Origin of the sequence: Flavobacterium piscis, assembly GCF_031457575.1 — a bacterium.
Taxonomy (GTDB): domain Bacteria; phylum Bacteroidota; class Bacteroidia; order Flavobacteriales; family Flavobacteriaceae; genus Flavobacterium; species Flavobacterium piscis_A.
This window is the reverse complement of record NZ_JAVDWQ010000005.1, coordinates 189,217-210,164: the sequence shown is the minus strand read 5'-3', so window position 1 is coordinate 210,164 and position 20,948 is coordinate 189,217. Positions and strand designations below refer to the sequence as shown.

Genomic DNA, 20,948 nt, shown 5'->3' with positions numbered 1-20,948 from the left:
AATATTATTAAAATAAATTATGTTGCTTTTTATTATTTTCCAGTAACACCATTAACAAAAGTATCTACAAAGTTTATAATCTTGCTCAGAATTCTGTCTCCAATTTCTTTAGCTTTCAAAACGCTTGGCCTTCCTTCCATTCGAAGCTCTAAAATTTCATCTCGTAACGGCTCTCTTTCAGCAAAAAGATAATTTTCCAATAATTTTTCTGTTTTTTGTTCTGAAAGATTTTCTTCGACTACTAAAGTGTTAAAAGCTTTTAATTGTTCTTCGCTCCAGAATTTTTCAAACTCATCTGGAATAGTGTCTGTATCTTCAATTACAGGTAAATTTTCCTGAATAAATTTATCAATTAATTCTCGTTTACTTCTTAATGAGACCTGGCTATTTAATAAATTAGCTATTTCTTTTTCAATGCTTTCTTTTTCTTTGGAATTGTTTCTGGACTTTAATTTTATCAATAATTGAATGATGTAAGTTACATTGATGGTGTCTCTTTGGATTAACTCCAGTTCAAAATCGATATCATTAAGTATAGATGTTTTATCCTTATCAGGTTGAGTTGATATTTGTTGTTTTAAATCTTGGTATTTACTGCTATAATCGACAAAAAGTTGTTCGTCAATTTCCAAATCATCCCAAGTAAATTCAGTATAATGACTCATTTTTTTGTACAATCGCATGAGATTTCTAAATGCTATAATAAACTGCATTTTATCTTCTTCGGTATATAAATCATCTACAGCACGTACTTGTGGTACTAATTCCAGCATTTTTTGCGATGCTTCATTAAATTTCGCTACATATTGCTCATACGGTTCTACAATGATTTCATCAATGGCTTCTTTGTTACTGAAAAGGGTTATTGCCTCATCGGTTTTATCCTTCAAATTACGAAAACATACAATATTTCCTTGTGTTTTGTTTTTATCATAGGTACGATTGGTACGACTGAAGGCTTGTATTAAGCCGTGGTATTGAAGATTTTTATCAACATACAAAGTATTGACAAATTTACTGTCAAAACCAGTCAAAAACATATTGGCAACCAACAATATATCGGCTTCTTTTTGTTTTGCCTTTTTGGCTACGTCATTGTAATAATTATAGAAACTCTGACTGTCTTTAGTACTATGAGCAGTACCAAATGTGTTGTTAAAATCGACTATATAATTGTCTAATATTTCACGGCGATGTGGCTTTGGTTTAGTGCCATATTGAGCTTCTGGTTCAGCTGCCATATCCAATTCTGATTCATCAATAGTATATTCCATTTCCTCTTCGTTTTGGGCAAAACTAAAAATGGTAATTATTTTTAAATCATGTTCGTCACGTTTCTTTTTAGCTTTAAAAATTTCGTAATACTGAATTACGGCATCAATATCCTGCACACACATCATTGCACAAAAGCTTCCGCTTTGTGTTTTTTGATTATGATGTTGCAAGATATAATCTACAATTGCATTTTTGCGTTCAGGCGCTTCAAATACTTCAATTTCGTTAATTTGTTCTATTTTTAAATCTACGATATGTTCTTTTTGCTTAAAGGTCTTGATATATTCTACTGAGAAACGCAAAACATTCTCATCTCTAATAGCATCAGTTATGACATATTTGTGTAAACATTTTCCAAATAAACTTGTGGTTGTTTTTTCGCCATTAGCATTTTCCGCCAAAATAGGTGTCCCGGTAAATCCAAAAAGTTGAATATTGGTAAAATAACTTACTATGTTTTTATGCGTTTCTCCAAATTGCGAGCGATGACATTCATCAAAAATAAATACCATTCGTTGGTGCTGAATGTTACTCATTCTGTAAAGGTATCTGCCCGAAATAGCATTGTTTAGTTTTTGAATTGTAGTTACAATAACTTTTACATTCGGGTCATTGAATTTACGAATAAGGTCATCTGTATTTTCTGCGGAACTCACACAACCTTTACTAAATTTATCGTATTCCTGATTGGTTTGATAATCCAAATCTTTTCTGTCAACAACAAAAACAACTTTTTGAATCGCTGGAATAGCAGATAAAATCTGACTCGCTTTAAAACTGGTTAGTGTTTTTCCGGAGCCTGTCGTATGCCATATATAACCGTTCTTTTCAATGTCATAGCCATTCAAAATGGTGTTTTCTGTTACTTTTTTGATAATGTTTTCTACTGCAAAATATTGGTAAGGACGCAATACCATTAATTTCTTTTCTGTCTCGTTCAGTACAATATATTTGCAGATCATTTTGCTGATGTGGCAGGGTTCTAAAAAAGTATCGGCAAATTCGTTTAAAAGATTATTGAGTGGTTTATTGTTTTCGTCTGTCCAATGAAAGGTTTGTAGGTATTCTTGTTTATGTGTGCCACCAAAATTGCTAAAATATTTGGTATTTACACCATTACTGATAATGAAGAGTTGTATAAAATGAAACAAACCTTGTCCTGCACTAAAACTATGTTTTTGATACCGATTGATTTGATTAAAAGCTTCCTTCATCTCCAAACCCCGACGTTTGAGTTCTATTTGTACCAAGGGCAATCCATTGACAAGTAAAGTAACATCATAACGGTTATCGTAAGTACCTTTTATGGATATTTGTTGTGTTACCTGAAATTGATTTTGACACCAATGCTCACTTTGAATAAACTCAAAATACAGATTATCGCCATTGTCCCTTATAATATGCTGTTTCTCGCGCAAAATTTTGGCTTTTTCAAACACCGAACCTTTGTTGAGGATATTAATTACTTTTTCAAATTCCGAATCGCTGAACTGAATTCGGTTGTGTTTCTCCAATTGCGTTTTCAGGTTGGATAATAACGATTTTTCATCGGAAATAGCTACATATTGATAGCCTAATTTTTGTAATTGGGCAATGAGTTGCTCTTCTAAAACCTGTTCGGATTGTTTGGTCAAAATAGTTGTGAATTATGAGTTATGTCAATGGTAGTTTGAATACTTTAATCGTTACAAACTTACAAAAATGAAACTAACAAATCACTCATAATTCACAACTTGTAATTTACCTCAATGCTCTGAACATTTGGTCAATTGCTTTTTTCTTTTGTTCTAAATTAGGGTGCACATACAGGTTTAAAGTTGTACTGATATTGGAATGTCCCAGCAAAACACTCACAGTCTTATAATCGCATTTACTTTCAATGCATCTTGTGGCGAAACTGTGGCGAAGACCATGAAATTTGAGTTCAGGCATATTTAATTCCCGCATTAAGTTTTTATAATAACTTCTATACGTTCTTGGTTCCGTTGGTTTTTCATCATTGGTCAATACGAAAAAGGAATTGTTTACAATTTTTTTGATCGGTTTTAGCATTCTTAATAAATCCCTGCTCATCGGAATATCACGAATGGAATTTTTGGTTTTTGGCGTATCCAAAATAACTTCTGTTTTACGAATGTTGTCTTCAATAACATAAATACGTTGTATGGTTCTTTTTACGCTGATGATTCCTCTGTCGGTGTCAATGTCTTCCCAAGTGAGTGCGCAAACTTCGCCAATTCGTATTCCGGCGCTCAGGCAAATAAAAATCCCTAAATTCCGGAAAGTAAAATGCTCCTGAATGTAGTTCATTACCTTTTTTTGATTGGCTCTGCTCAAAACTTCAACATCGTGTTTCTCCCGTTCTGTTGGGAATTGAATATCGAAGGCCTGATATTCTAACCACTTGTTTTTAGCACCGAATTTGAGTACCATTTTCAGTACAATCAAAATGTCCTTGATGGTTTTATGGCTCAATCCCTGCTCTATTTTCTGAAACACAAATTGTTGTACTTCGGCTTCTTCAATAGCGTGTTTATCTCCAAACACAGGCAATAAATGATTTTCGATTAAAAGCATATAAGCCGAAAAACTTGATTTTTTGACATACTGCTTTTTGTCTGTTTTCCAAAGGGTAATGACTTCTGAAATTTTCTTTTGTTCGTTCATAATTTAATTTAAAGATTTTTATTAATCTCAAAAGATAGGAATATTAGGATTTGGGATTTTTAATCGGAAATGTTCCAAATTTGAGATTTCCTGAGTTTGATGGGGAGTGGGAAGTGACTGATCTGAAGGAACTAGGAGAATTTGTAGGAGGAGGAACTCCTTCATCGTCGAATGCAGATTTTTGGAAAGGAAGTATTCCATGGATTTCTTCTTCTGACTTGTTAGAGAATGATATACATTCTGTTAATATATCAAGATTCATAACCGAAGATGCAATTAAAAATTCAGCAACAAAACTATGTTCTAGTCCAGTTATATTAATAGTTTCAAGAGTTGGGGTAGGGAAAGTTGCATACTCAGAAAAGATTTTATGTACAAGTCAAGATTTTTTGAATATTATAAATTTCAAGTGTAACGGACTCTTCCTTTCATATTTACTTTCAATAGAAATGAAAAAGGCTGTATCTATTGTACAAGGGACATCAATTAAGGGGATTTCTTCTTCCGAAATCAAATCGAAAAAATTATCAATACCTCAAAAAGATGAACAACAAAAAATAGCATCATTTATATCACTTATCGACGAAAGAATCCAAACCCAAAGCAAAATAATTGAGGGTTTAAAAACCTTAATCTTATGTCTCAGAAATCAAATATTTATGCAAAAAATAAGATTTAAAAATGAAAATGGAACTGACTTTTCGGAATGGAATAAAGTAAAAATTGGAGATATATTAAAAATTGGCAGCGGTAAAGATTATAAATATCTGCAACCGGGTAATATTCCTGTATTCGGAACTGGGGGTTTCATGACCTCGGTTAATGATTATCTTTATGATGGTGAAACGGTTTGCGTAGGAAGAAAGGGAACTATTGACAAGCCGATGTATCACAAAGGTAAGATCTGGACTGTAGATACTTTATTTTATACGCATTCTTTTCAATCTTGTATTCCAAAATTTATTTTTCATCTTTTTCGAACAATTAATTGGTTGGAATATAATGAGGCATCTGGTGTCCCAAGTCTATCAAAAACTACTATAGAAAAAATAAAAGTACAGATTCCTTCTTTGGAGGAACAGCATGTAATATCAAGAGTCCTTTCTGCAATTGACAAAAAAATCCAAATCGAAAAAACAATTTTAGAGCAACTTGAAAAGCAAAAGAAATATCTGTTGAAGGAAATGTTTATTTAAAAAACCTATACAAACAAATTTTGCAGTAAAAACTTTTTCTGCTCTTCTAATTTTTGCAGAAATCGTATTTCAATATCAATTTTAGAATCGATGGATGAAAGAAAATTAGTGATTTTGATCTGTTCTTCAATACAAGGAATGGATAAAGAAATATTGGACAATCTAACCGCTGAGATACTCAAAACTTTGGACCCTTGCGATTCTTTTTGAATTTGAGTTCTTATTCTATCCGATTTAAATAAATATCCACAAAAACCAATTGAAAAAGTGTTACTAATCGGTCGAGCTAAAATTGTATGTAGTCCTGCTAGTAATTTTTGATTATTTAAATTAACTATCTCAATACTTTTCCCTACATCTATCAAATCCTCCGAAGCGTCTGCAAATATCATATCACCGATCTCACAATAATTTTCTGCATTTATCTTATCAATGTTTATATTAGGGTTTATATATGGAACTTCTTCTTTCTCTATATTAAAGAGAGTTTGAAATCTTGTATGAATATCGCCGTAATGAATATTTTTCACCCTCCCATTTTTATAATTCAGTTGTTCTCTGGAAAATGAGTTGGTAATTTTAAAGGAGAATAATTCCTTTATCTTTTTTTCTTCCCAATCTGGAAATTTATTATTATATCCTACATCAAAACTAAGTTGTTGATTAAATATTTTTTTAATCAACATTTTCTTTGATAATTTTAAACCCTCAATTATTTTGCTTTGGGTTTGGATTCTTTCGTCTATTAAAGATAAAAAAGTTGCTACTTTTTGTTGTTCTGGAAGCACAGGAATCTTAACCTCGTAATTTGAAAAAGTTGTTTTATTTATAATAGGTATTGCTTGTTCTGCTGATAGCATTTTTATTTTTAATGAATGAAATTCTAATAACGAAAAAGTAAAATCGTCATTGTTATTAATAGGAACAATAGAGTTAATCTGTTGATTTGTAATACAATTCTCAGAAGCTTGAGCAATTTTTCCAATTGTAGAACCAATACAAACAAATAATAAACTTCCTTTTCTTATTTCTCTTCCCTTTTTAAATCCTTTCTCTGTTAATGTTGTTTTTGTTTTATAGATAAATCTATTAGCTTGTATATCTGCAGGCGATACAAATAAATAATTACCATCATAATACGAATTATCAGATGTTGGAGGAGTGGAACCCGTAACAATTTCTCCAATCTCCCCCAACTTCTTCACTTCCCACTCCCCATCAAACTCAGGAAATCTCAAATTTGGAACATTGCTCATACTCTTATATTTTTCTTGCATATTGGCTATTCTGTTTCTTAATGGTAAACATTAAGGATTTGATTTTTTATTTTTCTTAATCTCCTGTTCCAAAGTTTTCAGTTCTTGCAAATCTTCGACATCTGCTTTTTTTGCCTCTTCAGCTTTGCGTTTGGTATTAAAAGCGAGATAGACTTTTTCTGCTATTTCTTCCATTTGCGTATTACTGATACTACCTTTACCCTGCAAGATCGGTTTGTCGTTCAGGTCTAAAATTTTATCTACATTTTCTTTCCAAAAATTCATTGTGATATCCTGCCTGTTTTTGGCTCGCAATTCCGCTGTTTCCAAAAAGACAACTATAAAACGATTCAGACTGTCTATTTCGTCCTCGGTTAGGTAATTCTTTGCAATAAAAATATCCTGTTTTCTTACCACTATTCCTTTCCAATTGGTTAATGCCATATTGGTTTCATTTGCATTAGCTCTGCTTACTATAATTTCGGCGGCAGTTTTTCCTGTAATAGCAAAGAGTAATTTATTCTGTGTTTCGGCAAAAAACATCTGAGTTGCTTTGTCGGTAGCATCATAATCGCTGCTCAGGGCAAACAAATCTCTTACTTTTTGGTAAAAGCGTTTTTCAGAAGCTCTAACGTCTCTTATCCTGGCAAGCAGCTCATCAAAATAGTCAGGTCTTCCATCAGGATTTTTAAGGCGTTCATCATCCATCACAAATCCCTTAATCATATATTCTTTCAGATTGCGATTCGCCCATTGCCTGAACTGTGTACCTCGTTTGCTTCGTACCCGAAAACCAATAGCCAAAATCATATCTAAACTGTAAAAGGTTACATTGTAATTTTTACCATCTGAGGCAGTTGTTAAGTAATCCTTAATAACTGAATTTGACTCTAATTCTCTTTCTTTTAATATGTTAGATATATGCATACTAATATTTGGCACCGAGGTGTCAAAAAGTTCTGCAAGTTGTTGCTGATTCATCCAAACAGAATCCTCTTTTACATAAAGAGAAACAGTAGATTTTCCATCTTGGGTATTGTATATAATGATGTTTTGATCTTCCATAAACTTCTAAATATTAAAACACCAATCCCAATTCTTTGAAATAGACTTCAATCTGAACATCCAAATCAGCTCGTTTGGCTTCTAATTCTTTTATGCAATTCATTACAGTCTGAATATCAATCTCTTCCTGTTCTTCAAAAGTATCGACATAGCGGGGAATATTAAGATTGTAATCGTTATTGGCAATTTCCTGCAATGTGGCTTTGTGGCTATATTTTTCAATGACGGTTCTGTCACGATAGGTTTCTACAATTTTATCAATATGCTCATCACGAAGCATATTTTGGTTTTTGACTTTTTCGAACCCTTTACTGGCATCGATAAACAGAATATCTTCCGGAGTTTCCCTGCATTTTTTGAATACCAAAATGCATGTCGGGATTCCCGTGCCGTAAAAGATATTGGCTGGTAAACCTATCACGGCATCTAAATAATTTTTCTGTTCAATCAGGTACTTTCGAATGTGTAATTCGGCTCCTCCACGAAACAAAACACCGTGAGGCAAAACAATTGCCATAATACCGTTTTCTGCCAAATGATAAATCATGTGTTGTACAAAAGCAAAATCGGCTTTGCTACCCGGAGCTAATTTTCCATATTGACTGAATCGATCATCAGATGTAAATAAGGGATTAGCACTCCATTGTGCAGAAAAAGGCGGATTAGCCACTATGGCTTCAAATTGTAAATGGGTATGTTGCGGATGTTCTAATGTATCTTCCTGCTTGATGTCAAATTTTAGAAAATGTACCCCGTGCAAGATCATATTCATTCGGGCAAGATTGTATGTGGTACGGTTCATTTCCTGTCCGTAAAAGTTGCTTACATCTTCTACTTCTTTTGCCACACGAAGCAACAGAGAACCAGAACCACAAGTAGGATCATACACGGATCTCAGTTTATTTTTTCCTGTGGTAACAATTTTGGCTAATATTTTACTAACCTCCTGCGGCGTATAAAATTCGCCGGCTTTCTTTCCTGCCCCACTGGCAAATTGTCCAATCAAATATTCATAAGCATCGCCCAATACATCTAATTCGGTATGTTCTAATTTGAAATCAATCTGGTCAAGATGCATCAACACTTTTGCGATAATGGCATTTCTTGCCTCAGCAGTTCTTCCAAGATTGTTGCTGTTTAAATCCATATCTGAGAAAAGATCTTCAAAATCTTCTTCGCTTTGCGTGCCCATCGTACTCAACTGGATATTGGTCAGTATTTTTTGTAAATCTTCAAGGATAAAAGTATTACTGTCGCTATTTCCGCGTTTAGCAACTTCACTGAATAACTCAGAAGGTTTCAGGAAATAACCTAATTTTTCCAGAGATGCTTCTTTGATAGCTTCAATATATTGCTGTCCTTCTTCGGTATTTTCCTGTATATCCCTAAATTGTATTTTGTCTTGCTTTAAAATATTATTGGCATAAATCTCCATTTTTTCAGCGAGATATTTATAAAAAATAAATCCTAAAATATAATCCCGAAACTCATCTGCATTCATTTTTCCTCTCAAGGTATTGGCAATATTCCAAAGTTGTTGTTCGAGTTGTTTCTTTTGCTCTTCTGACATTTTAAATAATTTATTGGCTTAAAATTGAGGATTTATAATCTTAAAAAACCACTAAAAGTAATTCTTTTCAGTTGTATAATCTATCACAACCTTAAATAATTTTTAGGGAGTTTCTTTTTTGTATTACAAGTAATTTTGTTGAATAGGGGTTACTTTGTTATCAATCCTTGATTAAAAAATACTTTAAACAAAAAAGACCTTGATAATGAAATCAAGGCCTTTTAAAAATATTTTATTTGTTATTATACTCCCGGTAAATCTCCGCCTTCTTTAGTAGGCAAATCTGATTTACCCATTAAGTAGATATCTACCTGACGAGCAGCCTCTCTACCTTCAGAAATGGCCCAAACAATTAAGGATTGTCCTCTTCTCATATCTCCAGCCGTAAACACGTTTGGAATATTGGTCTGGTAATTATGTGCTTTATAGTTGCTTCTAAAATCAATTTCCAATCCTAACTGACTGCTTAACGTTTTTTCAGGACCTGTAAAGCCAAGTGCCAATAAAGCCAAATCGCAAGGCCAAACTTTTTCAGAACCTTCAACTTCAATTAATTCAGGACGTTGTCCCGGAACTATTTTCCATTCTACGTTTACTGTTTTCAAAGCAATTAATTTACCCTTTTCGTCTTTGATAAATTCTTTTGTGTTGATTAACCAGTTTCTGTCACATCCTTCTTTGTGCGAAGTTGATGTTTTTAACTGTAACGGCCAGTAAGGCCAAGGAGTAGACGGGCTTCTGCCAACTGTTGGCTTAGGCATGATCTCAAAATTCGTTACCGATTTTGCACCGTGACGGTTAGAGGTACCTACGCAATCAGAACCTGTATCTCCACCACCAATTACGATAACATCTTTTCCGGTAGCCAATACCTGATTTTCAATTTTCTCTCCAAAAACTACTTTAGTCTGCTGCGTCAAGAAATCCATTGCCTGAACTACACCATCAGCATCAGCTCCCGGAGTAGGCAAACCTCTTCTTTCTGTAGCACCTCCGCAAAGTACAATAGAATCGAATGCTTTTAAATCTTCAATTGAGTAGTTGACACCAACGTTTGTGTTTACTTTAAAGGTAATTCCTTCAGCCTCTAAAATTGCGACACGTCTGTCGATAATTCCTTTTTCTAATTTGAAATTCGGAATACCGTAACGTAATAAACCACCAATTGCATTATCTCTTTCAAAAACAGTAACGGTATGACCCGCTCTGTTTAATTGCTGGGCTGCTGCTAAACCAGCAGGACCTGATCCTACAACTGCAACTGTTTTACCAGTTCTTACTTTTGGCGGCTGTGGTTTGATCCATCCTTCTGCGAAAGCACGCTCCACAATATTTTTCTCTATGTTTTCAATAGCAATCGGCTCTTCAATAAGTCCCAATACACATGCTTTTTCGCATGGTGCCGGACATAAACGCCCTGTGAATTCTGGAAAGTTGTTGGTCGAATGCAAAATCCATGAGGCTTTTTGCCATTCTTCCTGGTAAACCATGTGATTGAAATCGGGAATCAAATTCCCAAGAGGACAGCCACTGTGACAAAAAGGAATACCACAATCCATGCAACGAGCTCCCTGAGTGCTAATTTCTGCTTCACTCAAAGGAATCGTAAATTCATTGTAATTTTCAACACGATCTTTAACCGCTTGATATGATTCGTCTTGTCTTTCGAATTCTTTAAAACCTGTTACTTTTCCCATTGTATTATGCTGTTAATTCTTCTACCATTTGTTCTTCTGTTTCCAGACGTTTTAACGCTTTTTTGTACTCTGTAGGCATCACTTTGACGAATTTGTCCAGGCTTGATTCCCAATCGTTTAATAATTCTGTTCCTCTTGTACTGTTCGTGTACAGAACGTGTCTTTGGATCAAATTTTTCAAGTCGTCAGCATCATCGCCTTCCACTGTTTCAAATTCGATTGTTTCCGTATTACACAATCCGTTTTTAAACTTGTGTTCAGGATCATAGATATAAGCGATACCACCGCTCATACCTGCAGCAAAGTTACGACCGGTACTACCCAGTACTACTACTTTACCTCCGGTCATGTACTCACAACCGTGATCTCCAACGCCTTCCACTACAGCAATCGCTCCAGAATTACGTACTGCAAATCGCTCTCCGGCTATACCATTGATATAAGCCTCTCCTTCGATTGCACCAAATAAACAAACGTTTCCAACAATGATATTATTCTCAGCTACAAAAGTTGCTTTTGCAGGTTTTTTAATGATTAATTTGGCTCCGGATAATCCTTTACCTAAATAATCATTGGTATTTCCTTCTACAGTAAATGTTAGTCCGTGAGCACTAAAAGCTCCTAAACTCTGACCTGCAGAACCACTAAAATTAATATTTAACGTATCCTCAGGTAATCCAAGGTGACCGTATATTTTAGAAATCTCATTACTAACGATAGCTCCAACAGAACGGTTAATGTTGTTGATTGGATATGCTAAAGTCATTTTTTCTTTTCTGTACAAAGCACGGTGGGAATCTTTCAGGATTTGGAAATCCAATACACCCTCTAAATTATGATCCTGCTTTTCAGTATTTCGGACAGGCATTGTTTTATAGGCAGCCGGTCTGTACAAAATAGAAGACAAATCTAATCCTTTCGCTTTGTAATGATCAATCGCTTTGTTAGAATTGATTTTATGGGTCTGCCCCACCATATCTCCTAAAGTTCTGAATCCTAATTGCGCCATAATACCTCTTAATTCTTCTGCAACATAATAGAAGAAGTTAATAACGTGTTCAGGTGTTCCTTTGAAATTTTTACGCAAGTCTTTATCCTGAGTTGCAATTCCAACAGGACAAGTATTCAGGTGACATTTACGCATCATGATACAACCAGAAGCTACAAGAGGCGCAGTTGCAAAACCAAATTCCTCTGCTCCTAATAAAGCAGCGATAGCAACATCACGTCCTGTTTTTAACTGACCGTCACACTCTACAACGATTCTGCTTCTTAAGTTGTTTAACACTAAAGTTTGTTGTGCTTCTGCCAATCCAAGTTCCCAGGGAAGTCCTGCATGTTTTAATGATGTTAAAGGAGAAGCTCCTGTTCCACCGTCATAACCTGCAATTAAAACAACATCTGCTTTTGCTTTGGCAACACCGGCAGCAATTGTTCCAACTCCCACTTCAGAAACCAGTTTCACATTGATACGGGCTTCTCTGTTCGCATTTTTCAGGTCAAAGATCAATTGTGCCAAATCTTCAATAGAGTAAATGTCGTGGTGTGGCGGAGGCGAAATCAATCCTACGAAAGGAGTTGAGTTACGGGCTTCTGCAATCCACGGCAATACTTTTTCTCCAGGTAACTGACCACCTTCTCCGGGCTTAGCTCCCTGAGCCATTTTAATCTGAATTTCTTTTGCACTTGACAAGTAGTGGGAAGTAACTCCAAAACGTCCCGAAGCAACTTGTTTAATAGCCGAGTTACGACTGTCTCCGTTTACATCCGGCTGAAAACGTTTTCTGTCTTCCCCTCCTTCACCTGAATTGGATTTTCCTCCAATACGGTTCATTGCAATTGCTAAATTTTCGTGTGCTTCTCTTGAAATCGATCCGTAAGACATTGCTCCCGTTTTAAAACGTTTTACAATTTCTGTCCACGGTTCTACTTCTTCCAACGGAATCGGATCTAAATTATCAAATTCAAATAATCCACGAATGGTCATTAAATTCTTCGCCTGATCGTTAACAGTATTGGCATACACATCATAACTATCCTGATCGCTCAATCGAACAGCCTGTTGTAATTTGGCAATCGTAGTTGGATTAAACATGTGTCTTTCTCCGTTACGTCTCCATCTGTATTCTCCACCAATATTCAATCCCAGTCTGTTTGGAATTAATTTGTCAGGATAAGCATATTTGTATCTTTCTGTAATTTCTTTTTCAATTTCATACAATCCAATACCTTCGATTCGTGAAGTGGTGTATGGAAAATATTTCTGAACGAATTTAGAGTTGAATCCAACAATTTCAAAAATCTGAGAACCTCTGTATGAATGTAAAGTTGAGATTCCGATTTTATTCATAATTTTCAAAATCCCTGAACCAATCGCTTTATTGAAATTATCAACTGCTTTTTGCTCTGAAATTCCGGTAATAAATCCTTCCTGCACCTGAACACGGATAATTTCATTTACCATATAAGGATTGATTGCACTTGCACCGTATCCAAATAAAGTAGCAAAATGGTGTGGCTCACGCGGCTCAGCAGATTCTATAATAATATCAAAATAAGAACGCTTACGCAAACGGTTCATTTGATGATTTACATACGAACAAGCCAATAATGCCGGGATTGGTGCAAATTCTTTATTAACCCCTCTGTCAGAAAGGATGATAATGTTTGTCCCTTTTTCGAGCGCTTTTGTTATTTTTACAATGATAGCATCCAAAGCATTTTCCAGGCCATTCATCCCTTCTGCTTTAGAATACAACATTTCAACAGTTTCTGCTTTGAAATTATCTATAGAAATCGTTCTGATTTTTTCTAAATCTCCGTTAGAAATTACCGGATTCTGAATTCTTAATTTTCGGCATTGCTTGCTTGTAATGTCAAAAATATTACGGTCCTGACCTAAATTCAAAGCAATATCGGTAACGATTTCTTCACGGATTCCATCCAAAGGCGGATTGGTAACCTGTGCAAATAATTGTTTGAAATAATTTGGAATCAACTGAGGTCTGTCTGATAATACAGCAAGAGGCGTATCTGTTCCCATTGACCCCAAAGCTTCTTTACCAGTCTGGGCCATTGGCGTAATGACATCCTGAATATCTTCTAATGTATAATTAAAAAGACGTTCTCTTGTAGGCAAATCAATAGTTTCGATTGGACAAACTTCAGATGTTGAAGGAACATCTCTTAAATGTAATCTGTATTGGTTCAGCCATTCCTGATAAGGCCTTTCAGAAACAATCTTGCTTTTAATTTCTTCGTCATTAATGATACGTCCTTTGTTCATGTCCACAAGGAACATTTTTCCTGGCTCTAAACGACCATGACTTTCAACATCTTCAGCCGGAATATCTACCACTCCAATTTCAGAAGCCATAATTAACTTACCGCTTTTGGTAACCGTATATCTTGAAGGTCTTAGTCCGTTACGGTCTAATAAAGCCCCAACATAATCACCATCTGAAAAAGGTACAGAAGCAGGACCATCCCAAGGCTCCATAATACAAGCATTGTATTCATAAAATGCTTTTCTCTCAGGAGACATTGTTTTGTGTTTTTCCCACGCTTCAGGAATCATCATCATCATTACTTCAGGCAATGATCTTCCGGTATGCGTTAACAATTCCACCACCATATCCATAGAAGCAGAATCTGACTTTCCAGGTAAAATAATTGGAAATAATTTATCTATTTGTGGTCCGAAAACCTCACTTTTCATAATTTCTTCACGAACACGCATTCTGCTTACGTTACCACGCAAAGTATTAATCTCCCCATTCTGACACATGTATCTGAATGGCTGGGCCAATTCCCAGGTAGGCATTGTATTGGTAGAGAAACGCTGGTGTACAAGTGCTAAACGGGTCACCAAATCCGTTTGTTGTAAATCGGTATAATATGGACCAATATCTTCAGGCATGATAATACCTTTATATATTATAGTCGTCGTAGATAAACTTGGAAGATAAAAATACGAGCTTTGTGATATTTTTGAATTTCGGATTATATGCTCAGTAATCTTACGTGCTGCGTACAATTTTGCTTTAAAAACAGCATCTTCTATAGCTTCTTTTTTTCCAATAAATATTTGCTCGATAGTTGGTTCAGATGCCAATGCTATTTCACCTAATTGAGAAGAATCAACCGGTACTTCTCTCCATCCTAAAACAGTAAGACCTTGTGCTTTGACTTCTTTTTCAAAAATATCTTTACAAAAATCATATTGATTTCTAATTTTTGGCAAAAACACCATTCCAACAGCATATTCACGTGCAGCAGGCAAATTAAAATCACATATCCTCTTGAAATATTCATGAGGAATATCTATTAAAAGTCCAGCTCCATCTCCTGTTTTACCATCAGCACTCACCCCACCCCTGTGTTCCAGCTTAACTAGAATTTCAAGAGCGTCATGAATAATTTGGTTTGTCTTTTCTCCTTTAAGATTGCAGATAAAACCAGCTCCGCAGTTTTCATGCTCGAATTCTGGCAAATAAAGGCCTTGTTCTTTTAGTTTCATTCTTGATATTTTTTTTTTACAAAAATAAAGATTTCGTTAAACATAATGTATCGAAACTACAATTTGGCTTACACTTTTATAGGAATATTAGAAAAACAGTTCTTAAATGATAATAATTTCACAGAACGCATTGTGAATTGACAAAATGATAATCCATTTTAAAATATATTAAGAAAAATCAACACTTAACAGCAAAAACAGATTGCTTTTGTGTCATATCTAAAACGATATAGTGACTCAGAATTAACATTTAAGACATCTTTGTTTAACTATTATTTGACTTTAAAATAAATTTATTTAACAAACTGAGCCTCGTTTATTTTTAATTAAAAAAGATTTTACTTTTAAGTTCAATTTTGCTACTTTTGTCGCACTTTTATTCTGAAATAAATTCAGAACCAGACAAATTCTATATTATGAACATACACGAATATCAAGGAAAAGAAATTTTAGCGAGTTACGGAGTACGCATTCAACGCGGAATTGTAGCTAATAGTCCAGCTGAAGCTGTTGAAGCTGCAAAACAATTAACTGCCGAAACCGGTACTGGATGGCATGTTATAAAAGCACAGGTTCATGCAGGTGGACGTGGGAAAGGCGGTGGAGTTAAATTAGCAAAAAATTTGCAACAGGTTGAGGAAATTGCCGGACAAATCATCGGAATGCAATTGGTTACACCACAAACTTCTGCTGAAGGTAAAAAAGTGAGCACTATTTTAGTAGCAGAAGATGTTTACTATCCTGGTGAAAGCGAAACTTCTGAATTTTATGTTTCTGTTTTATTGAATAGAGGTACAGGTCGTAACATGATTATGTATTCTACTGAAGGTGGAATGGATATTGAAGAAGTTGCCGAACATACACCACACTTAATCTTTACTGAAGAAGTTGATCCTACAGTTGGATTACAAGGTTTTCAGGCAAGAAGAATTGCTTTTAACTTAGGCCTTTCCGGAAATGCTTTCAAAGAAATGGTTAAATTCATCGATTCATTATACAATGCTTACATTGGTTCTGATGCTTCTATGTTTGAAATCAACCCTGTCTTAAAAACGTCTGATGACAAAATTATGGCTGTTGATGCTAAAGTAAATATCGATGATAATGCTTTATACAGACAACCAAAATATGCTGAAATGCGTGATATCCGTGAGGAGAACCCAATTGAGGTAGAAGCTAAAGAAGTAGGTTTGAATTACGTAGATCTTGACGGTACTGTTGGATGTATGGTAAACGGAGCCGGACTTGCTATGGCAACTATGGATTTAATTAAATATGCTGGTTTCGAGCCTGCTAACTTCCTTGACGTTGGTGGAACTGCTGATGCAAAACGTGTTGAAACTGCTTTCCGTATTATCTTGAAAGATCCTAACGTAAAAGCTATTTTAATTAATATTTTCGGTGGAATCGTTCGTTGTGACCGTGTGGCGCAAGGAGTTGTTGATGCTTATAAAAACATGGGGGATGCTATCAATGTGCCAATTATTGTTCGTTTGCAAGGAACAAATGCTGAAATTGCAAAAGAGTTAATTGACAATTCAGGTATGCCAATCTTATCAGCTGTTCAATTTCAGGAAGCTGCAGATCAGGTTAAAGCTGCATTATCTTAATCAAATAAGAAATTAGTTATATAAAAAAATCCTAAGCTAAGCTTAGGATTTTTTGTTTTTATTACCGTTTTTGTAAACTACTTTTTCTACAACCTGTATTTTAGGCGCCGTTTTCGTGTTGTTTTTCCTGAAAGGTTTCTTAGCTGCCGGTCTGGTTTTAGAAGGTTTTTGATCGCCTCTCCCTTTTTCAGCATCTTTAGCACTAGCTTTGAATTCAGGTCTTTCTTTCGTGCTTTCTTTCTTCGGAATTTCTGCTTTGTGTTTCGCTAAAACATCATTTGGATTTTTAGGATTTTCTTTCGTCCCTCTTAAATGAATTACCAATCCGTTCAGGAAGTTACGCAAAACCTGATCGCCACATTCCATATAATTCTCATGATCTTCAGCTCTGAAAAAAGCTCCTAATTCTGATTTTGTAATTCTGAAATCTACTAATTCTAAAATTTCAACTATTTGGTCATCGCGAAGCATAAGGGCAACTCGAAGTTTTTTTAAGATATCGTTATTTGTCATCATTTATTTTTTTACAAAGGTACATTATTTTAGAAGTAAATATCAGAACAAAATTACTCCTGTTCCGATTCTGTCCGGATAATAAGCTCTTCCGTTTTTGATGGTAACCCCGCTGGCAATATCTTCTGCTAATAACAAAGCACCATCCATATCAACATAATCCAATTCAGGTAACAAATGAGCAATTGCCGAAATGCCAACTGTAGATTCCGTCATACAGCCAACCATCGTTTTTAAGCCTAGTTTTTTAGCTTCGGCAATCATTCTCCTGCCGGGCGTTATTCCGCCGCATTTCATTAGCTTTATATTGACTCCATGAAAATGATTGTAACATTTTGAAATGTCCTCTTCAGCAATACAGCTTTCATCAGCCATAATAGGCAAAACCGAATTTTTGAATACTTCTCGTTGTCCTTCCCAATCATTTGCTTTCAAAGGTTGTTCAATAAATTCGACACCTGTTTTTTTGAGAATTATTGCATTTGATAGCGTTTCGTCAACCGTCCAGGCACAATTGGCATCAACCCTGAAAACAGCATTGCTATGTTTTCGTAACTCGGTTACAATGGCAATATCATCAGGAGTTCCGAGTTTAATTTTATAAATCGGCCATGGAAGTTCTTTCATCTTCCTGACCATATTGTCAATATTGTCAATTCCGATAGTATAATTGGTCAATGGATTATTTGTAACACTATAATCCCATAATTCATATAACTTTCTCCCTTTCTTGCGAGCATACAAATCGTTATATGCATTATCAAGAGCGCATAATGAAAACGGATTATTTTGAAAAAAATGACTGATTTTTGACCAAAATTCCTCCGGGGTTTCATTTGAAGTTGTTTCAATAAGTGTTCGTACCTTTTCAATATCCTTTTGTATAATTTCTATACTGATATTGTAATAAGGATTTGAAGTTGCTTCTCCAAAGCCGGAAATTCCGTCTTCTTGCAATTCTACAATTAATGAAGGTTGAAAATCAATCGTTTTTCTTGAAATTCTAAAAGTGTGCTTTAGTTTTAGATTATATATTCTTAAGATTAACTTCATATACAAACACTTTTAATTATTATTTTCAAATGTTTCCGAAAGACTGCAAAACTTCAGACATCGCTTTAGATTTTAGTAAACACTCTTCATATTCTTTTTCAGGAACAGACTGGGCGGTAATGGCACTTCCTACAGAAAATGAAATATACTGGTTTTCCTGATTATATAAAATACTTCGGATAACAACATTAAAATCAAAATCACTTCCCGGTGTAAAATAACCTACTGCCCCACTGTATAAGCCGCGTTTGGTTTCTTCCAGATTTTCGATAATCTTCATTACCGAAATTTTAGGAGCACCTGTCATACTTCCCATTGGAAAAGTCGTTTTTAAAACATCAACCGGTGAATATTGAGGATCTAATTTTGACGTTACCGTAGAAATCATTTGATGCACCTGCAAAAAAGAATAAATTTTGCATAATTCCGTAACCTGAACTGATCCTTTTTGTGCCGTATGCGATAAGTCATTGCGAACCAGATCGGTTATCATAATGTTTTCGGCACGTTCTTTTGCATCACTCTCCAAATCTTGTTTCGATTTTTCATCTTCATTTATATCTGAAAATCGTTTTGAAGTTCCTTTTATAGGTTGGGAAATAATGGTATCACCAACTTTTTTAAGATAACGTTCAGGAGAAGCTGAAAGCAAAAAATGCTTGTTATTTTTAAAGAAAACTGAAAATGGCGCTTTTGAAATCTCATTCAGCTTTTGAAACTTTTCCAACGGATTGATAATTGCATTTTCTGCAAAAAATTCCATGCAAAAATTAGCTTCGTACATATCTCCGGCATGAATATGGTTCAGCATTTTCGATACTTTTTGAATATATAATTCTTTTGAAATTCGTTGTCGCACTTTCACTTCGCTTAAACTTTCAAAAGCATCAAACAGATTTTCTGTAATTTCTTCAAAATCTGTTTCGATCTCATCATCACAAAGCAGTAAATAATGCATTTCAAGCTGATTTTCTTTTAGCAAAAAAATCTTTTTTGGCTGAAAGAAAAACAAATCCGGAAAATCTAATCCATCAAAATTAGATGAACTTAAAGGCTCTACATCATTTTTTAAATCATAAGACAAGTAACCAAAAAGCCAGTCTTTAGTCGTTTGCTGGTATTGTTTTAAATCTTCAAAAGCGTTATGGTAATCGGTTTTTAAAGACGTGAAAGCATCAACCGCCATCATACAATCAAAACTGGAATATTTCTGCGGATAGGAATTACTATCCAAAAAAACAACTTCACGAAATTGTTGTGACCAACTTAAAAGTTGCTGTTTGAACTGTTCTGGATTTGGAATATGCTTGTGAATGGAAACTCTCAAAAATAGATAGATTTTAGACTTCAAAATTACAACAAAAAAAATCCTTCGATAAAATAATCCCGAAAAATTATTGGCACACTTTTTAGTATATCGAATTACCACTAATTCCTAAAAAATTTCTTGTCATTTGATTAAAAAATTACTCACGCTGTTTGCCCGACAAAATTGTATTTACATGGTGTAAATATTTTATTCATTAACCAATTTTAAAAACTTTATGAAAACAATTACAAAATCAGGTTTGACTGCCTTGATAATCATCACATTACTATTTTCTTGTAAAAAAACGGACAACGCTTCAGGCAAAGAAACAGCAGATTACCAAACTACAGCAGAAAGTACTGTTTTATCATCATCGGCAGCAGTCGAAAAGAAAGACAGCAAACAAAAATTTATTCGAACTGCTGATATTAAATTTAAAGTCAAAAACGTCATCAAATCAACTTATGCAATTGAAAACGCTGTTCAAAAATTTGAAGGCTTTGTTACTTATACCAACTTACAAAGTACTATTCATGACCGGATAAAAACTAAAATTAGCCAGGACAGCACCTTAGAAACTACAAAATATACCGTAGAGAACAACATTACTATTCGTGTCCCTAACACGCAACTTGATACCATAATTAAAAGCATTGCTAAGCAAATTGATTTTCTGGATTTCAGAACGATCAAAGCTGATGATGTCTCTTTGAAATTATTATCAAATCAGCTTTCGCAAAAAAGAAATACAGCTAATGAAAAAAGAGTTGAAAAAGCGATTGATGCAAAAGGCAAAAAAATAAACGATATTATGGAAGCAGAAAACTCTTTGTCCAGCCAAAAAGAAGCAAATGACAATCTCAAAATCGATAATTTATCATTGCAGGATCAGGTAAATTTTAGTACAATAACTTTACTGCTTTATCAAAATGAAACTATCAGGCAGGAAATAACTGCAAGTGAAAAAGACAGCACCGCCTACAAACCTAATTTAGGTATCCAGATTATCGATGCTTTAAAAAGTGGCTGGTATATACTTGAATCAATTTTTGTATTCTTATTGAATCTTTGGCCATTTATATTGATAGGCTTAGGAGGTTTCTTTCTTTATAAAAAATATGAAAAAAAATAAAAAAGTACTATGGATCAGTTCCCTGACAATAAAAAAATCATTATATTTGATTTAAAATTAAATTAATCATAAAACTTTGTGTTTTT

General features: G+C 34.5%; 13 protein-coding genes. 3 read left to right on the top strand and 10 right to left on the bottom strand.

Annotation, left to right across the window (positions count from 1 at the left end; translation table 11 throughout):
* Positions 1-32: 32 nt before the first annotated feature.
* Entirely contained in the window at positions 33-2,909 is a 2,877-nt protein-coding gene (locus J2W48_RS09380) for a type I restriction endonuclease subunit R (RefSeq protein WP_310280614.1), read from the bottom strand.
* 106 nt (positions 2,910-3,015) lie between these two features.
* The gene (locus J2W48_RS09375) at positions 3,016-3,942 is read right to left on the bottom strand and encodes a tyrosine-type recombinase/integrase (protein WP_310280612.1); all 927 of its coding nucleotides are present in this window, start codon (positions 3,940-3,942) and stop codon (positions 3,016-3,018) included.
* A 50-nt stretch (positions 3,943-3,992) separates the two neighbouring features.
* Here J2W48_RS09375 and J2W48_RS09370 point away from each other — a divergent pair, with 50 nt between their 5' ends.
* Complete coding sequence (locus J2W48_RS09370; RefSeq protein ID WP_310280610.1) at positions 3,993-5,138, top strand: restriction endonuclease subunit S; 1,146 nt, start codon at positions 3,993-3,995, stop codon at positions 5,136-5,138.
* Positions 5,139-5,143: 5 nt separating this feature from the next.
* Here the strand turns inward: J2W48_RS09370 and J2W48_RS09365 are convergent, their stop codons facing one another.
* From J2W48_RS09365 to gltB, 5 genes are all read right to left on the bottom strand, one after another.
* Positions 5,144-6,394, bottom strand: coding sequence for a restriction endonuclease subunit S (locus J2W48_RS09365; protein WP_310280608.1), 1,251 nt, complete (start codon positions 6,392-6,394; stop codon positions 5,144-5,146).
* A gap of 51 nt (positions 6,395-6,445) precedes the next feature.
* A complete protein-coding gene (locus J2W48_RS09360; protein WP_310280606.1) occupies positions 6,446-7,459 on the bottom strand; it encodes a virulence RhuM family protein in 1,014 nt (337 codons plus the stop codon).
* Positions 7,460-7,472: 13 nt separating this feature from the next.
* Positions 7,473-9,029, bottom strand: a complete 1,557-nt coding sequence (locus J2W48_RS09355) for a type I restriction-modification system subunit M (RefSeq protein WP_310280604.1) — start codon at positions 9,027-9,029, stop codon at positions 7,473-7,475.
* Positions 9,030-9,271: 242 nt separating this feature from the next.
* Positions 9,272-10,726 (bottom strand): glutamate synthase subunit beta, encoded by a 1,455-nt coding sequence (locus J2W48_RS09350; protein WP_310280602.1) that lies wholly within the window; start codon positions 10,724-10,726, stop codon positions 9,272-9,274.
* Between the two features lie 4 nt (positions 10,727-10,730).
* Positions 10,731-15,245, bottom strand: a complete 4,515-nt coding sequence (gene gltB / locus J2W48_RS09345) for a glutamate synthase large subunit (protein ID WP_310280600.1) — start codon at positions 15,243-15,245, stop codon at positions 10,731-10,733.
* A 416-nt stretch (positions 15,246-15,661) separates the two neighbouring features.
* On the opposite strand from gltB, the gene sucC reads away from it, so the two are divergent.
* Entirely contained in the window at positions 15,662-16,855 is a 1,194-nt protein-coding gene (gene sucC, locus J2W48_RS09340) for an ADP-forming succinate--CoA ligase subunit beta (RefSeq protein WP_310280599.1), read from the top strand.
* A gap of 42 nt (positions 16,856-16,897) precedes the next feature.
* On the opposite strand, the gene J2W48_RS09335 is transcribed toward sucC, so the two are convergent.
* From J2W48_RS09335 to J2W48_RS09325, 3 genes are read right to left on the bottom strand one after another with little or no spacing between them, the layout of a single operon-like run.
* Positions 16,898-17,368: a DUF1456 family protein gene (locus tag J2W48_RS09335; RefSeq protein WP_310280846.1), complete on the bottom strand. Its 471-nt coding sequence runs from the start codon at positions 17,366-17,368 to the stop codon at positions 16,898-16,900.
* Positions 17,369-17,410: 42 nt separating this feature from the next.
* Positions 17,411-18,421 (bottom strand): dipeptide epimerase, encoded by a 1,011-nt coding sequence (locus tag J2W48_RS09330; RefSeq protein WP_310280597.1) that lies wholly within the window; start codon positions 18,419-18,421, stop codon positions 17,411-17,413.
* Between the two features lie 25 nt (positions 18,422-18,446).
* Positions 18,447-19,748, bottom strand: coding sequence for an anthranilate synthase component I family protein (locus J2W48_RS09325; RefSeq protein WP_310280595.1), 1,302 nt, complete (start codon positions 19,746-19,748; stop codon positions 18,447-18,449).
* A 217-nt stretch (positions 19,749-19,965) separates the two neighbouring features.
* On the opposite strand from J2W48_RS09325, the gene J2W48_RS09320 reads away from it, so the two are divergent.
* Positions 19,966-20,862, top strand: coding sequence for a DUF4349 domain-containing protein (locus tag J2W48_RS09320; protein WP_310280593.1), 897 nt, complete (start codon positions 19,966-19,968; stop codon positions 20,860-20,862).
* The last annotated feature ends 86 nt before the right edge of the window (positions 20,863-20,948 follow it).

Bases quoted from the DNA above. Each gene is read 5' to 3' on its own strand.
- J2W48_RS09375 (WP_310280612.1), bottom strand. From the start codon at position 3,942: ATGAACGAACAAAAGAAAATTTCAGAAGTCATTACCCTTTGGAAAACA.
- J2W48_RS09355 (WP_310280604.1), bottom strand. From the start codon at position 9,029: ATGTCAGAAGAGCAAAAGAAACAACTCGAACAACAACTTTGGAATATT.
- J2W48_RS09320 (WP_310280593.1), top strand. From the start codon at position 19,966: ATGAAAACAATTACAAAATCAGGTTTGACTGCCTTGATAATCATCACA.
- J2W48_RS09335 (WP_310280846.1), bottom strand. From the start codon at position 17,368: ATGACAAATAACGATATCTTAAAAAAACTTCGAGTTGCCCTTATGCTT.
- gltB (WP_310280600.1), bottom strand. From the start codon at position 15,245: ATGAAACTAAAAGAACAAGGCCTTTATTTGCCAGAATTCGAGCATGAA.
- J2W48_RS09330 (WP_310280597.1), bottom strand. From the start codon at position 18,421: ATGAAGTTAATCTTAAGAATATATAATCTAAAACTAAAGCACACTTTT.
- J2W48_RS09360 (WP_310280606.1), bottom strand. From the start codon at position 7,459: ATGGAAGATCAAAACATCATTATATACAATACCCAAGATGGAAAATCT.
- J2W48_RS09350 (WP_310280602.1), bottom strand. From the start codon at position 10,726: ATGGGAAAAGTAACAGGTTTTAAAGAATTCGAAAGACAAGACGAATCA.
- J2W48_RS09365 (WP_310280608.1), bottom strand. From the start codon at position 6,394: ATGAGCAATGTTCCAAATTTGAGATTTCCTGAGTTTGATGGGGAGTGG.
- sucC (WP_310280599.1), top strand. From the start codon at position 15,662: ATGAACATACACGAATATCAAGGAAAAGAAATTTTAGCGAGTTACGGA.